The sequence below is a fragment of the Bartonella sp. CL70QHWL genome, from assembly GCF_042194855.1.
Classification (GTDB): domain Bacteria; phylum Pseudomonadota; class Alphaproteobacteria; order Rhizobiales; family Rhizobiaceae; genus Bartonella.
This window is the reverse complement of the sequence record NZ_JBHINJ010000001.1, coordinates 177142-193570: the sequence shown is the minus strand read 5'-3', so window position 1 is coordinate 193570 and position 16429 is coordinate 177142. Positions and strand designations below refer to the sequence as shown.

Below are 16429 nucleotides of genomic sequence, written 5' to 3'. Positions count from 1 at the left end.
TACGAAGTATGAATGCACTATAATGGATAAAAGGTGAGGTATTTACGAACATAAATGTATTGAATGTGTGAAGTCGAGAAGTGATATTCGCAAGGCTGTGAAATTTTTGGGGAGCTCAGGGTATGTTTGCAAAATTTTGCAGCAGATTTCTTGTGATATTAAAGAGTATAGTTTATTTCTTAACAGAGTGGTGGTGTATTTTCATTTCGTTTTGAAGTTCTATTGCTTAAAGAAAGCGTTTTTTATACAAAAACGAAATGAGTAGCATAAAATAAAAATGTTATTTTTTAATGTGGTTATTGAATAAGAAGTTTATATTTTGGTAACACCTAAAAGGTCACAATGAAATGTAGAGATCTATTTTGATTGGTGTGAAAATATTTTGCTTATTGGAAGAATTAGGACAGTGATACATGAGTATCGAGGTTTTTTTGAATTTTTCCAATGAAGAGAATTTTGTTAGAGACTAAAGAAGTGAGCTAAATAAAGATGTTTGAAAAGACTGTTATTGCTGCATCTGTAATGGTTCTGGTTACAGCTGGGGCAGCATGTGCACAAACGCCAAATCGTTTAAATCAATTTGAAGCATGGGGGGTCTATTCTTATAAATCGCCCCAAAATACGATTTGCTATGTGTTATCGGTACCTTTGAAGGCTCTTCCAACGACGGTTAATCATGGTGATAATTTTTTCTTAATTACCAAGCGTTCTCATTCACCTGTTTCGTTCGAACCGCAGTTTATGGCTGGTTATACGCTTCAAGAAGGATCGAGAGTGACAGTGACCATTGGAAATAAGGACTTTAATTTTTTCACGAAGGATTCCTCAGCTTGGTTGGCGTCATCAGAGCTAGAAAAGCAGCTTGTTTCTGCTATACGTGCTGGAAACAATATGACAGTGCAAGCGATATCAAAAAGAGGAACGCATACCACCTATACTTATTCCTTAAAAGGGGTCACTGCTGCATTAAACGCAGCTCAAAAGTGCCATTAAGGTTTCGATAACTTCTAAAATAGTGATGTGAATTGGAAAGCAATGGCCATTTCCTATGACCTTAGACCAGTTGGTTCATGTTTTGCACGAAAAACAGATAATGTGGTCGTGAAGGAGAGTTCTAAGCTCTCTTTAATTGGTTTGTCGCAAGATGAAATGATACAAGCTTTAAAGACAGTTGGTGTACCAGAGCATCAAACGCGTATGCGTATGCGTCAGCTTTGGCATTGGCTTTATGTGCGTGGTGTTTCAAATTTTGATGAGATGCTGAATATTTCTAAAGCAATGCAAGAAACACTTAAGTGTCATTTTTCCATTATGCGTCCAGAAATTGTTGGAGAACAAATATCAAAAGACGGTACACGTAAATGGCTTTTACGTTTTCCTGCACGTGGAGCTGGAAGACCTGTTGAAATTGAAACGGTTTATATCCCTGAAGAAGGACGCGGTACTTTATGTCTTTCATCGCAAGTAGGGTGTACGTTAACCTGCTCTTTTTGCCATACGGGAACGCAGATGCTTGTTCGTAATCTGACCGCAGAAGAGATTTTGGCACAACTATTGGTTGCACGTGATTGTTTGGGTGATTTTCCTGATAAGAATACCCCTGATGGAGCAATTGTTCCCATTGAAGGACGAAAAATTACCAATATTGTTATGATGGGAATGGGAGAACCTCTTTATAATTTTGAAGCTGTTAAAAAAGCTTTATTGATTGCCTCTGATGGCGATGGCCTTTCTTTATCAAAACGTCGAATTACGCTTTCAACTAGTGGGGTTGTTCCTAGAATTATCCGAACCGGAGAAGAAATTGGTGTTATGTTAGCAATTTCACTCCACGCAGTACACGATACACTAAGGGATATGCTTGTTCCCATTAATAAAAAATATCCGCTTGCTTTACTAATGGAGGCTTGCCGTAATTATCCTGGTCTTTCCAATGCAAAACGAATCACATTTGAATATGTTATGCTGAAAGATATCAATGATAGTTTAGATGATGCTAAGCGATTGATTCAGTTATTGAAAGGGATTCCTGCTAAGATTAATTTAATCCCTTTTAATCCGTGGCCAGGGAGTAATTATCAGTGTTCTGATTGGGAGCAAATCGAGCGTTTTGCTGATGTCGTTAATCAAGCGGGCTATGCTTCTCCTATTCGGATACCGCGTGGACGCGATATTTTAGCTGCATGTGGACAGCTTAAATCAGCTTCAGAGCGCTTACGTAAATCTGAACGGTTACGACTTGAAAATGCCATTGGTCATTAGTTAACGCAATTTTCAGCGATATCGAGGCCTATGCTTTTTTTCAGTAAATCATCATATAATAGCATGTGTGAGACAGAGATTAAGATAGATAAGTGCTAGACGAACAGTCTCAGCTTTTATATGCTAAAAGGGGTAAGATATTGTCTATAGTCTGTTTGCATAATCTCTGAAATAAGAAGGAAGCCTAATTTAGAGGGAATATGAGGTCTTAAGGATTGTAACTAATTTCTACCTTATTATCATACTCTTTAATTCGGTTTTATGTCTTTTAAAAGCATCTACGGTAATATCTTTTAAAAAGTGGAGATGGTGCACTGCCTCATGCTTTTGTTTATTACGTTCTTTAATAAGATCACGCTTCACAAGCACAACAGAGGATCTAAAATATAAATACCATTGTGTTGTCCATTGATATGTTTTTTAGGTATCTCTGAGTGCACTCTTCATATCACGACAATGCCTGTGAAGAGTATAACAAAAAGGCTCTGTGAAATGTACTATACTCCTACACCTTTATGTTTAATAAAGGTGTAAGTTGATACCACCATTCTATTTTTTAGCTCCCAATGTTGTAAACAGCTTTTGGCACTTAAGATGGTTCATAAGAGGTATTTTTATTCTTTTCTTAGACAGTTTTTATCCATACGAAAACTCCAGCTTCGCTTGTGATGTACAAAGGAAAGGTATTGTTTTATTCAACATAAACGGGTTTGAAATGAAAAAATCTTATAATATTTGTTTTTTTATTTAAATTAAAAGCGATACATTACACATATAAATCAATGTTTTGTAACGATAAGGAGATGGAGGGCAAAGCTGGTAAAAGTACCAGCAATAAGCCAGTCGAGAAAGCGAATATAAAGAGGGTTCTTTTTGAGAGTTTTGGTAAGTTTATGCGCTGTAAAAACGATTGCAATTGTAATGGGGAAAGAAATAGGAATATAAGAGAGTCCTAAAAAGAGCAATTTTTGTGTTGCCATAGGATCATTCGCATTGATAAATTGTGGTAAGAATGTCGCGTTAAAGAGTATAACTTTAGGATTGAGAAGATTAATTCCAATACCAGCAAGATAATTACGTTTAGCGCTTTGAGATTTAGAAGATGTCTGTTCAAAGGAAAAAGTGGGGTTTCTCCGTAACGCTTGAAAGGAAAACCATAAAAGATAAAAGGCGCCAACAATTTTCAGAAGAACAAAAGTATGTGGTGCAGCAAAAATAAGCGCTGATAAGCCAAGTGCTACAGCGGTAACCTGAATGGCAAACCCTGTTGCACTACCCAAGGCGCACATAATTCCAGCTTTTTTGCTTTGTGTAATGGTTCGTCCTACAGAAAGCATCATATCTGGTCCTGGAATAAGTGCTAAAATCAACGATGCTAAAGCAAATTGTACAACAATAGACCACTCCGGTAGAAATGACACGTAAATCTCCTTTTATTTTTAAGCAGTGTTCACTATTTATACTTTGAGGCACCTTTATTTACGCTTTTTACGTCTTTTTAATGTTGCTTAAAAAGAATTTATTTTTATATTTCTTGTATCGTTTTGATTTTTGGGTAGAAATAAAAAAAGTAGCTCATATAGAACGTTAAAATGAAAAAGTGGCAAAATATTAGAAAAGTTGTTTTGGCTTATTCAGGTGGATTGGATACGTCAATTATTCTTAAATGGTTGCAAAGTACGCTAGGCGTTGAAGTTGTAACTTTTACAGCAGATTTGGGGCAGGGGGAAGAGCTGGAACTTGCTCGTCGTAAAGCTGAAATGCTAGGTGTTAAAGAAATTTATATTGAAGATTTGCGTGAAGAATTTGTGCGTGATTTTGTTTTTCCGATGTTTCGAGCCAATACCATTTATGAGGGGACTTATCTTTTAGGAACATCAATTGCACGTCCACTTATTTCAAAACGCCTTATTGAAATTGCTAAGGAAACAGGGGCTGATGCGATTGCTCATGGAGCAACAGGAAAAGGCAATGATCAGGTACGCTTTGAGCTTTCCGCTTATGCGCTTAATCCTGATATAAAGATTATTGCTCCATGGCGTGATTGGGATTTTAAGAGTCGGACAGATCTCTTTGAATTTGCTCGTATTCATCAAATTCCTGTAGAAAAGGATAAGCAAGGTGAAGCGCCTTTTTCAGTGGATGCAAATTTATTGCATTCTTCATCAGAAGGAAAGATTTTAGAAGATCCAGCACTTCCTGCTCCTGAATATGTCCATATGCGTACTCTTTCGCCGGAAGATGCTCCAGATCAAGCAACCAGAATTACTCTTGGCTTTAAAAAAGGCGATGCTGTTTCAATCAATGGAAAAAATTTATCTCCTGCAACTTTACTTGCAGAATTAAATCATTATGGGCGCGATAATGGTATTGGTCGGTTAGATTTGGTAGAAAATCGCTTTGTGGGTATGAAATCGCGGGGTATTTATGAAACACCAGGGGGGACCATTCTTTTGACGGCTCACAGAGCGATAGAATCTTTAACACTAGATCGTGGTGCAGCTCATTTGAAAGATGAATTGATGCCACGTTATGCAGAACTCATTTATTATGGATTTTGGTTTTCGCCGGAACGTAAGATGTTGCAGGCAGCTATTGATTTATCTCAAGAACATGTTGAAGGTGAAGTCACGTTAAAGCTTTATAAGGGGAATGTAATTATTGAAGGGCGCCAAAGTAAAAAATCACTTTATTCTAGTGAGTTGGTAACTTTCGAGGATGATCAAGGTGTTTATGATCAAAGAGATGCAACTGGTTTTATTAAATTAAATGCTCTACGTTTGCGTACATTAGCAATGCGTCATCAAGGTGATAAAGAAAAGAAATAGAAAATTACGGTGACAAGTGTAATATGGATTAGTGCTTTTGTATGAAATGCCTAGTTTAAGCATTTTTCTGTTGGTTTTTACCGTTCTTTCGTTCAATACTAGAAGCTTATCTTCTGCGCTAATAAATATAATAAGCAAAACCCATGATAATAATAGCAATGAAGGCTTCGATAATCAAAACAAGTCAATTTTGCTTTATAATATTGAATGTTTTTGATTTTTATCAGAACAAAACATGTTTATAACGAGGGCGGTTTTTGTATTGTGACTTAAGAGTATAAAGAAATTTTCATCTTTTTGCTTGCTATTATTGACGAATAAATTCAAGAACCATACACCCTATTTTAAAAGAGTGTAATTTTTAGGATAAATAATGATGCGTGATCAGTGTGATACCCTCAACCTTACGCCTGAATTAAAAGATGCAGCTTCTCAATCGAGAACTTGGCCATTTGAAGAAGCACGTAAGATTATCAAACGGTATGAAAAAACGGGTTATCCAGACAATGTGATATTTGAAACAGGTTATGGCCCTTCTGGTTTACCGCATATTGGAACTTTTGGGGAAGTTGCACGTACAACCATGGTGCGTCATGCATTTCATATTCTCACGGAGAATAAAGTAAAAACAAAATTACTTTGTTTTTCTGATGATATGGATGGTTTGCGCAAGGTTCCTGAGAATGTGCCTGATCGCGAAAGGATGGAACATTATCTTGGTCAACCGTTGAGTCGTGTACCCGACCCTTTTGGAGATGATTATCCTTCTTTTGGGGCAGCGAATAATGCGCGGTTACGGGCTTTCCTTGATCGTTTTGGTTTTGATTATGAATTTGCAAGTGCTACGGATTATTACAATTCTGGTCGTTTTGATGAAACACTTTTGAAAATCCTTGCCTGTTATGACAAGGTTATGGCAATTATTTTACCAACATTAGGTGAAGAACGGCAAGCGACCTATTCACTCTTTCTACCGATTTCTCCCTTTTCTGGAAAAGTATTACAGGTACCGATGATTGCGCGTAATGTTGAAAAAGGTACAGTCACTTATATTGAGCCAGAAACAGGAGAAACTATAGAAACAGAGGTTACGGGGGGCAAAGTTAAGTGTCAGTGGAAGGTAGATTGGGCAATGCGTTGGACAGCACTTAGCATTGATTATGAAATGGCCGGAAAAGACCTTATCGATTCCACAAATCTTTCTTCTAAAATTTGTAAAGTATTAGGTGGAAAACCCCCAGAAGGATTCAACTATGAGCTCTTTTTAGATGAGAAAGGGCAGAAAATTTCCAAATCCAAGGGAAATGGCTTAACCATTGATGAATGGCTTACTTATGCTCCAACAGAGAGTTTAGGGCTTTATATGTTTTCAAAGCCTAAAACAGCAAAAAGGCTTTATTTTGATGTCATTCCTAAAGCGGTTGATGAATACTATGCGCATCTTTCAGCCTATGGTCGTCAAAAATGGCAAGAACGGCTTAGTAATCCTGTATGGCATATTCATAATGGTTGTCCACCGCAGGTTGATTTGCCTGTATCCTTTGCGATGCTCCTAAATTTGGTAAGTGCTTCAAATGCGGAGAATGCAGAAGTTCTTTGGGGTTTTATTTCTCGTTACGCTAAAGGAGCAAATGCACAAACTTATCCAGAACTTGATCAATTGGTGAAGTTTGCTATTAAATATTTTGATGTTTTTGTTAAACCAAACAAGAAATTTCGTATACCAGATGATAGCGAACGAGAAACATTAGCACAAATTGATGAAAAATTAGCTCATTTACCTGAAACTGTTGATGGCAACATATTACAAAATATGCTTCTTGATGTTGCACGATTAACGGAACGTTATCAAGATCATAGCAAAAAAAGCCCTGAAGGTGGGCCTGGTGTTTCTAATGTTTTTTTTCAAATGTTGTATGAAGTCCTTCTTGGACAAGAGCGAGGTCCACGATGGGGATCATTTATAGCGCTTTATGGGATTAATGAAATGCGTGCACTGATTGCTGAAACACTTGCACGGCCGACGGAGGAATAATGGAACGAAGAGTGCAGGAAGTAAAGCGACGCCGTACATTTGCAATTATTGCTCACCCAGATGCGGGGAAAACAACATTAACAGAAAAGCTTTTATTGTTTGGTGGTGCTATTCAACTTGCAGGAGAAGTAAAAGCCAAAAAAGATCGTATTCAAACCCGTTCTGATTGGATGAATATTGAGCGTGATCGTGGTATTTCCGTTGTGACTTCGGTGATGACGTTTGAATATGAAAATCATATTTTTAATCTCCTAGATACCCCAGGACATGAGGACTTTGCGGATGATACGTATCGCACTCTCACAGCTGTTGATAGTGCTATCATGGTATTGGATGGGGCCCGCGGGATTGAGCCTAGAACATTAAAATTGTTTGAAGTGTGTCGGATGCGGGATATTCCTATTGTTACGTTTATCAATAAAATGGATCGTGAGGCACGTGATCCTATAGAGCTTTTAGATGAAATTGAAGAAAAGCTTGCTCTTGATACCGCGCCTATAACATGGCCAATTGGGTCGGGTAAAGATTTTGTTGGTACCTATGACCTTCATCATAATCGTTTTCGTCAAAAAGATGATGAGATAATACAGCAGATAGTTTCAAATCCCAGAGAGGTTGTCCATTTACTCCCTGAATATCAACGTTCAACTTTTATTGAAGGGGTAGAACTTGCTCAAAGTGTTTGCAAGAATTTTGATCTGCAAGCTTTCCGTGAAGGTCATATGACACCGGTTTATTTTGGTTCAGCTTTGCGAAATTTTGGTGTTCGTGATTTGATCAATGCGCTTATAGATTTTGGTCAAAGTCCTCGTGATCAAAGTGCAGATCAGCGCAATGTCATAGCAACTGAACCTAAAATGACGGGATTTGTTTTTAAAATTCAAGCGAATATGGACCCTAATCATCGTGATCGTATTGCATTTTTTCGGGTATGTTCGGGAACGCTTGAACGTGGTATGAAAACAAAGTTGGTTCGAACAAGAAAACCGATGACACTTTCGGCTCCACAATTTTTCTTTGCGCGTTCGCGCCAAATTGCTGATCAAGCCTATGCTGGTGATATCGTAGGGATCCCTAATCATGGAACATTGCGTATCGGCGATACTTTGACTGAAGGAGAAGATATCCTCTTTAAGGGAGTACCAAATTTTGCACCAGAGATTTTGCGTCGTGTTTGTTTAGGCGATCCAATGAAAGCAAAAAAGCTCAAAGAAGCTTTGCAACAAATGGCTGAAGAAGGGGTTGTACAATTGTTTATTCCTGATGATGGGTCGCCTTCTCTCATTGGTGTTATTGGTGCTTTGCAAATTGATGTCTTAAAAGAACGATTAAAAATAGAATATTCTTTGCCAGTGAATTTTGAGTCTGCGCGCTTTAATTTATGCCGTTGGATTTCAGCGCAGAGCAAAGATGAGTTGCAAAAGTTTCTCAGCAATCACCGCTCTGCTATTGCGTATGATTTAGAAGGTGATCCAGTTTTTTTAGCGGAGAACCATTTTTCATTGAATTATGAGGCAGAAAGAGCTCCTAAAATAAAATTTTCTGCTTTTAAAGATTATCAAGTACGCTCTTAAAATAAAGAAAAATCTTTTCTACAATAATTTGATTTATAATGATAATTTATCGTTTTTTATATGGGAACAATCAAAATCATTTGTTTAAAAATCATAAGTATGATTGGTGTGTGCGTAAAACACTTGAAGCAAGAAATACAATACCTCTTATAGATCTTCTCTATAGCCAAGAGCTTTCAAAATATTGGGTGAGGGTAAAAATGATGATGGTGGTTATAGCGTTATGATGTAACGATGGTGGTGTGTGATGTATCTCATCCCATTCACGGAAGTTTACGTTATACTATTCATTTATATTATTTACGGGATGACATGACGAGGTAAGATCAAGTACAATGAAAAATGTCCCTTTAAAAACAAACATATAAAATTGCAACATAATGATATTTTTGGGCATTCTATTTTGCATAAGGGATGTAATTCTAGCAAGATAGAGGCTTGCACGATAAACTTTCGCAAAACTCTCTCCCTCAAAGTAATCTGTTTTCGCTGTGAAATATGGAAATATTATTATTTTTTTCCAAGCTTTTTATGGGATTCTAAAATATTATTTATGAAACTGATTTTTTTAAGTTTTGCAATATCATGATATCTATTTTTTTCTGAAAGTGATGGAGTATGTAAAGGATATTTTTAGATTGAACTGTATAAAAAATACGGTAAATTTATTTATTATTAAAAGAGTTACAGCGCACTGGTACCTCTAGAACCTTTTAAAACTTTAATATTTATTTTTATATTACCTATTTGAGTTAGAGAATAAACTGTAGCCAATTCTACGTTGAAAAATATAAGAAAAATTTTATATATTTTTTCGCGATGACTTAAGAAATATAATTTATTTCGATATTTTTTAAATCTAAACTAAAAAATCTGCTTTATAAACATAGCTTTTCAGTTTTTCCTTGTATAAATATTGTATACAGTCAAAATAATACAAATAATCAATAAGCTGAAATCTGTTATCCCAAATATGAGATCATATGACCTATAAACCGCATGTCTTTTCTATTTCTCTGGGAACTGCTTTTTTGCCTCACTTTGTTGATGCACTACTTTCTGGTAGCCTTATTGATAATTTCCCTTCAAGTGGAGACATTCAAACAGCCCTTGCCGATAGCCTTATTTATGTTCCGACACGTCGTGCTGCTCGCGCTTTGCGTTTAGCCTTTGTTGAAAGAAGTGATACACAATCAACATTTTTGCCAACCATTCGTGCTCTAGGAGATGTCGATGAAGACAGTTTTCTTTTTGTTGAAAATCATACCAGCGCTCTCGATCCACCTATTGGAGAAAGCGAACGTCTTTTACTTTTAGCGCGCCTTATCCGTCCATGGCGTGAAAATTTGCCTGCGCATCTGCGTGCCATGTTTGGTACAGAAGATGTACTTATTCCGGCTCATAGTGCTGATGCGATTTGGCTTGCGCAAGATTTAGCACATTTGATGGACGAAATTGAAGCAGAAGGAGCAGATTGGTCAGAACTTAAAAATATTGCACCTGATATGGTCGCTGAATGGTGGCAAATAACGCTCGATTTCTTGACTATTGTTACGCAAAATTGGCCAAAAATCTTGAAAGAAAAACAACGAAGTAATCCCGCTGAATGGCGTAATCAAGTACTCACAATGCATGCAGAGACTTTACGATGCATGCAGCCTGATAAACCGATCATTGCAGCTGGTGTGTCAGGTTCTATGCCCGCAGTTTCTCATCTTTTAAAGGTTATATCTTCTCTGCCCAAAGGGGCTGTTGTTCTTCCTGGTCTTGATCTTCATATGGATGAAGAACAATGGAATGCACTAAGCACAAGCAATAAAGAAAAAACAGCTTGTGATTTTTTTGATCCTGCAGAAAATGTTTTTAGCCATCCTCAATATCATTTAAAAAAACTTCTAACTCTCATGGAGTGTCAACGTCATCATGTTTGCGAAATTGGCCAACAGAGTAGCATAAAGAAAAAACGAATGGCTCTTTTATCAGAAGCACTCCGACCAGCTTCTACAACAGACAAATGGGTACAAATTGTCCGTGATGATTATGAGAATCTTTGTGCAGATTGGTCATTTATTGAAGCTATAAATGAACGTGAAGAAGCTCTTGCGATAGCTGTTACCTTACGCAAAGCTATTGAAGAACCCAAAAAAACTGCAGCCCTTATTACAAATGACCGTAATTTAGCACGCCGTGTTGCTGTGGAATTACAGCGATTTGGAATTGAAGCAAATGATTCAGGCGGAATACCACTTGCACAAACATTGCCTGTAACTCTCTTACGACTTATTTTAGAAAATGTGTTACAAGCTGATGATCCCATTGCTTTTCTTTCTCTTCTTAAACATCCCCTTACAACACTCCAACAAAACCGTCATCGTTTACGGGAAATGGCAGAAAATTTTGAACTTTTTGTTCTTCGAGGGAATACAGGGCGCATCAATCTTTGCGAGTGTGATCAATTTCTCGAAAAATGGATTGATACATCCTTTCATAATAGTTCTGAAGTCAACACCCTTGATCAGCAGAAATGTGAAGAAGCACGTCTCCTTTGTCATCTTTTGAAAAAAGCTGTTGAACCTTTAACATCTCTTATGAAACAAGAGAAAGAATGCACCATCAATGAGGCTGCAATAGCAACTGTTGAGGTTTTTGAAAATTTTGGTCGCAATGAGGATAATTCTCTTGCACATCTTTATCAACACGAAGCAGGACAAACCCTATCAAATTTTTTGCGTGAATTGGTCAGTGATCAATCGGGATTAACATTTCATCTTTGTGAATGGCCCGCTATGTTTTCTGCCATAATAGCAACCCGTTCCGTCGCACCTTCGCCTGGAGGACATCCACGTTTATTCATCTGGGGTACTTTGGAATCGCGTTTGCAAACGGTTGATACAGTGGTCATCGGCGGTCTTAATGAAGGGTCATGGCCGATATCAACCCGAAATGATGCTTTTTTATCGCGACCGATGAAAATGATGTTAACTCTGGAACCACCAGAGCAGCGTATTGGTATTTCTGCGCATGATTTTCAATGGGCGATGGGAATGGAAAAAGTGGTGATGAGTCGCGCATTGCGCGTTAATCATACGCCTTCCATTCCTTCACGCTGGCTACAACGCATGGAAACAGTTGTAGGAAAACAGGTTTGGGAACAAATCCGTGAACGAGGTGAAATACTACGCCATTGGGCAAAGATGCTTGATCATACAAGCATAACTTCTGAGGTGGAACGTCCTTGCCCTGCTCCGCCTCTTGATATACGCCCGCGTCATTTTTCAGTTACTGAAATAGAAACATTGCGATATGATCCCTATGCTATTTATGCTAAAAAAATCTTAAGGCTCAAACCACTTAAAGAACTTATTCATGATCCTAGCGCTTCAGAACGAGGAACACTTTATCACGCTATTCTTGCAGCTTTTTGCACACAAATGAAAAATCCAAATGCTGCAAATGCACTCAATGTACTGCTTGCTATTGGGCGTAAAGAGTTTGATAAATTCAATTTTCCACCCGATATTGAAGTAATTTGGTGGAATAGTTTTGAAAACCTTGCTCCACGCTTTATTCAATGGGAACAAAGTTTAGGATTGCGAGAGCGATATTCGGAAGTGGTATCACAAAAAATTCCTATAGGAACAACAGGAGTAACCCTTTCAGGACGTGCTGATCGTCTTGATGTTTTGCCAGATAAAACGGTTGAAATTCTAGATTTCAAAACCGGAACCCCTCCTTCATCAAAACAAGTTCGTGAATTATTATTTCCGCAATTGGCTTTAGAAACAGCTTTACTCATACAAGGGGGCTTCCCAGATTTTCAAGATTTTACCCCCTCAAATTTATTTTACATTCCTCTTAACAAAAAAGGTGAAATTAAATCCCAATCAATTCTTTTAAAGAAAAAAGACGGAAAAACTCATCTAAGTGCTGTTGATCTTGCTGACAATGCATGGGAAAATCTTATCGCACTCATAACTTATTATCAAAATCCACAACAAGGTTATCTCTCACATGCTGTCCCTATGTCAAAACGATATGAAGGTGACTACGACCATTTGGCTCGGTTGTGGGAATGGTCAAGTGGTTTTCATAAAGAAGAGTAATCATGACGTTTTTTTCTATTCCTGAAGCCGCTCTTGATGCACAAGCAACAGCAACACATCCCCAAAAAAACGTGTGGGTTTCTGCAAATGCTGGATCTGGAAAAACCCACGTTTTAAGTGAACGTGTTATCCGTTTGCTTTTAAACGGTACGTCTCCAGCACGTATTTTATGCCTTACTTATACAAGAGCTGCTGCTGCTGTTATGCAATCGCGAATTTTTCGCACGCTTTCCAGTTGGAATGAGCTCGATGATGCACAGCTGCAAGAAACCTTAACACGGTTTGAAAAAAAGCCTGTTAATGCGCAAAAACTAACTTATGCACGACAACTCTTCGCGCGTGCTCTCGAAACGCCTGGTGGCTTAAAAATTCAAACGATTCATGCTTTTTGTGAAGCTCTCTTACATCAATTTATGTTAGAAGCCAATATTGCAGGGCATTTTGAACTTCCCGATGATATCGGTCGAAAAAAATTACGACAAGAATCCCGTCGTCAACTTTTAGCCCGTCGTGATGTACAACCTGCTTTGCAACAGTTACTTCAAGTTATTAGCGAACATACTTTTAACCAATTGCTCTATGAAGCAGTTGAAAAGCAACATAAATTGTCTGATTTTTTATCTTCTCTTTTATCTGAAAATGGAGAAGAAAAATTGCGCGCGCTTTTTAACTTAGCGCCCAATGAAACAAATCAATATCTGCTGGAACAAATTAAACAAACAGCGCGCCTTCCTCTTTATGCTCTTAAGCATTGTGAAATCAATGGTAGTCAAAGCTTTAAGGATATGGTGGAAAAACTTTCCCAATTAGAAAAGGTGCATGATGAGAAAAATATTCTCAATATTATTTCTGATATTTATTTTACAATCAAAGGTGAGCCGCGTAATTTTTCAAATTTATCTCGTAAAAAATCAGACGAAATTTGGCCTTTTATTCAACAAATGCTTGAAGATAAACAAAACAAGCTTTCTGTTTTTTTAGAAAAATATCAATGCGCAAAGGTTGCCACTCTCAATATGGCTGCTTTTCAGCTCTGTGCTATTTATCTCAAAATTTATAAGAATCTAAAAAAGTCCAATGGCTTCTTAGACTTTGATGATCTTATTGAGCGTACACTTCATTTGTTACAGCGCAAAGGTGCAAGCCAATGGGTGCACTATAAACTTGATCAGGGACTTGATCATATTCTACTTGATGAAGCACAAGACACCAACCCTGAGCAATGGCAAATTATTCAACTGTTGGCACAGGAATTTTTTTCAGGGTATAGCCAACGAACAAACATACGCACTCTTTTTGCTGTTGGAGATGAAAAGCAATCTATTTATTCTTTTCAAGGCGCTGCTCCAGAAAATTTTGCTGCAAATGGACGAATTATTCAAAAAAAAGTGCAGCAAACAAATCAGCAATTTGAAAAAATACAACTGCATTATTCTTTTCGCTCTACAGCAGATGTTCTTAAAAGTGTTGATCTTGTTTTTGAAACACCAGAAAACTATAAAGGACTTTCGGCAGAAAATACAAAAACGGTGCATGAAGCTATTCGTGTTCACAGTCCCGGTGAAGTTGTTATATGGGATGCCATTTCCAAAGAAACGAGTGACTTTCCTCAAGATTGGCATGCAACTGTTAATCATTTAGATACACCTGAAGTGCGTTTAGCAGAAAAAATTGCTGAAACGATTGCCGACTGGTTACAAAAAGGCGAAATGCTTCCAGCAAAAGGACGCTTAATACGTGCAAGTGATATTATGATCTTGGTCCGTAAACGTGATCAATTTGTCTCAGCTCTTTCCCGTGCTCTTAAACACCGTAATATTCCCGTAGCAGGAGCTGATCGTTTACAGCTTACCAAACATATTAGTATCCGTGATTTAATGGCGCTTGCACGTTTTGTTTTACAGCCACAAGATGATCTTTCTCTTGCTTGTGTTTTAAAAAGCCCACTTTTTGCTCTTAGTGAAGAGGAACTCTATCAGCTTGCAGCACACCGCACCGGCTCTCTTTGGCAAAGCTTATTTACGCACGCATCATCGCAGGCATCTTTTAAAGATGCTTTTGAAAAGCTAAACCATTATCGCGCTTTAGTGGATAAAATACCGGTTTTCGAGTTTTATAGCCATATTTTGAATAATGATAAGGGAAGACAAAAAATTCTGTCTCGTTTAGGATCTGAAGCAAATGATGTGCTCGATGCTTTTATGGATTATACGCTCACTATTCAAAAAACAGGATTACCAGGATTACAAGCTTTTTTAGAAACATTAAGTGCAAGCGAACCAGAAATTAAACGTGAATTTGAACAAAGTAATGAAGAAATTCGTATTATGACTGTTCATGCTGCAAAAGGACTAGAGGCTGCTGTTGTGTTTTTAGTCGATCCAGGTAGTGCGATTTGGCATCCTCAGCATGCGCCTCACTTGCTTAAAGTTCCTTTAAACAATGCACAATGGAATGGAAAACAAGCCTTTATTTGGCATCCCAATGAAAAGTTTGATACAAAACTCTCTAAACAAGCAATTTCATATTTAAAAGAGCGTGCAGAAGAAGAATATAGGCGTCTTCTTTATGTAGGAATGACACGTGCTGAAGATCGCTTGTTTATTTGTGGATATAAAGGCCCGAAAACGCCATCTCATACATGGTTACAACTCGTAAAAAAAGCCCTCGAACCGCATGCCCTTGCTATAAAAGATTCTTCGGAAGATATTGCAGCTTGGCGTTATTGCATTACACCTGCTTCTTCTGCTTCTATAAACTCAAAAGTCCCTTGTGCTGAATGCCAAACCTTACCACCGTTACCTGCTTTTTTCTCCCATAAAATACCAGAAGAACCAGTGCTACCAAAACCGTTGAGACCCTCTGTTGCTAGTCTTTCCATTGAGGCTGATACCGAGATTTCTTCTAATTCAAAATATCATAGCGTCTCGCCTGTTTTGGGAGAAAAAAATACCAACAGGGCTTTTTCCATTGAATATGGTAATCTCGTTCACCGATTGTTACAATACTTACCCGATTGTCCCCCACAAAAACGTCGAGATTATGCTCGAAACTATCTCAATATCAAAGCCTCTCATTGGGATGAAAGCCAAAGAGAAGATGCTCTTCGCCATGTTTGGAAAATATTAGATCATGTTTACCTCAAGCCCCTTTTCTCTGAGCATTCACGTGCTGAGGTCTGCTTAATGGGTATTGTGAAAATTCGTGGAAAAGAACAAGCAATTTCTGGTCAAATTGACCGTCTTTACATCACGCAAAACAGTATTATCTTTGCCGATTTTAAAACAGGAACCCCACCAGAAAATGAAGCTGCTATTGCTTCCCATCACTGGTTGCAAATGGCTCTTTACCGAAAATTGTTGCAAGCTATTCATCCCGATAAAGATATCCAGGCTCTGCTTATCTACAGTAAAGAAGCCAAAATTTTTAAACTTCCTCCAGAAAAACTTGAGGCATTTCTTAGTGAAGTTGCTTTATAAGCTACTCTTTTCCTTGCAAATCATCTTTACACTTTATTTACTTTCATAAAATCGCCCAAACAAACACAATGCACAATCTCCAGTGTAAAAAAGTCCTTTAATAATTTATCTTTGCAATAACTTGATATGAATTGTTATTATACCAATC

The 16429-nt window shown here is 37.7% G+C and carries 9 protein-coding genes; 7 read left to right on the top strand and 2 right to left on the bottom strand.

Annotated features, from left to right (window positions below):
* The first annotated feature begins 489 nt into the window (after window positions 1-489).
* Together ACFIJZ_RS00645 and rlmN are read left to right on the top strand one after the other, a co-directional pair.
* Entirely contained in the window at window positions 490-993 is a 504-nt protein-coding gene (locus ACFIJZ_RS00645) for an invasion associated locus B family protein (protein WP_273790192.1), read from the top strand.
* A 42-nt stretch (window positions 994-1035) separates the two neighbouring features.
* Complete coding sequence (rlmN, locus tag ACFIJZ_RS00640; protein WP_375630611.1) at window positions 1036-2262, top strand: 23S rRNA (adenine(2503)-C(2))-methyltransferase RlmN; 1227 nt, start codon at window positions 1036-1038, stop codon at window positions 2260-2262.
* Between the two features lie 779 nt (window positions 2263-3041).
* Here rlmN and ACFIJZ_RS00635 read toward each other — a convergent pair.
* Entirely contained in the window at window positions 3042-3683 is a 642-nt protein-coding gene (locus ACFIJZ_RS00635) for a LysE family translocator (protein ID WP_375630609.1), read from the bottom strand.
* A gap of 171 nt (window positions 3684-3854) precedes the next feature.
* Between ACFIJZ_RS00635 and ACFIJZ_RS00630 the strand changes: the two genes are divergently transcribed.
* The 3 genes from ACFIJZ_RS00630 to ACFIJZ_RS00620 all read left to right on the top strand — a co-directional run bounded on the left by ACFIJZ_RS00630 (window position 3855) and on the right by ACFIJZ_RS00620 (window position 8699).
* Window positions 3855-5090: an argininosuccinate synthase gene (locus ACFIJZ_RS00630; protein WP_375630607.1), complete on the top strand. Its 1236-nt coding sequence runs from the start codon at window positions 3855-3857 to the stop codon at window positions 5088-5090.
* A gap of 373 nt (window positions 5091-5463) precedes the next feature.
* A complete protein-coding gene (locus tag ACFIJZ_RS00625; protein WP_273790196.1) occupies window positions 5464-7125 on the top strand; it encodes a lysine--tRNA ligase in 1662 nt (553 codons plus the stop codon).
* Window positions 7125-8699, top strand: coding sequence for a peptide chain release factor 3 (locus tag ACFIJZ_RS00620; protein ID WP_375630604.1), 1575 nt, complete (start codon window positions 7125-7127; stop codon window positions 8697-8699). Before ACFIJZ_RS00625 ends, ACFIJZ_RS00620 begins: the two co-directional genes overlap by 1 nt.
* 551 nt (window positions 8700-9250) lie before the next feature.
* Here ACFIJZ_RS00620 and ACFIJZ_RS00615 read toward each other — a convergent pair.
* Window positions 9251-9364: a type II toxin-antitoxin system RelE/ParE family toxin gene (locus ACFIJZ_RS00615; protein WP_375630731.1), complete on the bottom strand. Its 114-nt coding sequence runs from the start codon at window positions 9362-9364 to the stop codon at window positions 9251-9253.
* 318 nt (window positions 9365-9682) lie between these two features.
* Here ACFIJZ_RS00615 and addB point away from each other — a divergent pair, with 318 nt between their 5' ends.
* Window positions 9683-12802: a double-strand break repair protein AddB gene (gene addB, locus ACFIJZ_RS00610; RefSeq protein ID WP_375630602.1), complete on the top strand. Its 3120-nt coding sequence runs from the start codon at window positions 9683-9685 to the stop codon at window positions 12800-12802.
* A gap of 2 nt (window positions 12803-12804) precedes the next feature.
* A complete protein-coding gene (gene addA / locus ACFIJZ_RS00605) occupies window positions 12805-16281 on the top strand; it encodes a double-strand break repair helicase AddA (RefSeq protein WP_375630600.1) in 3477 nt (1158 codons plus the stop codon).
* Window positions 16282-16429: the final 148 nt, after the last annotated feature.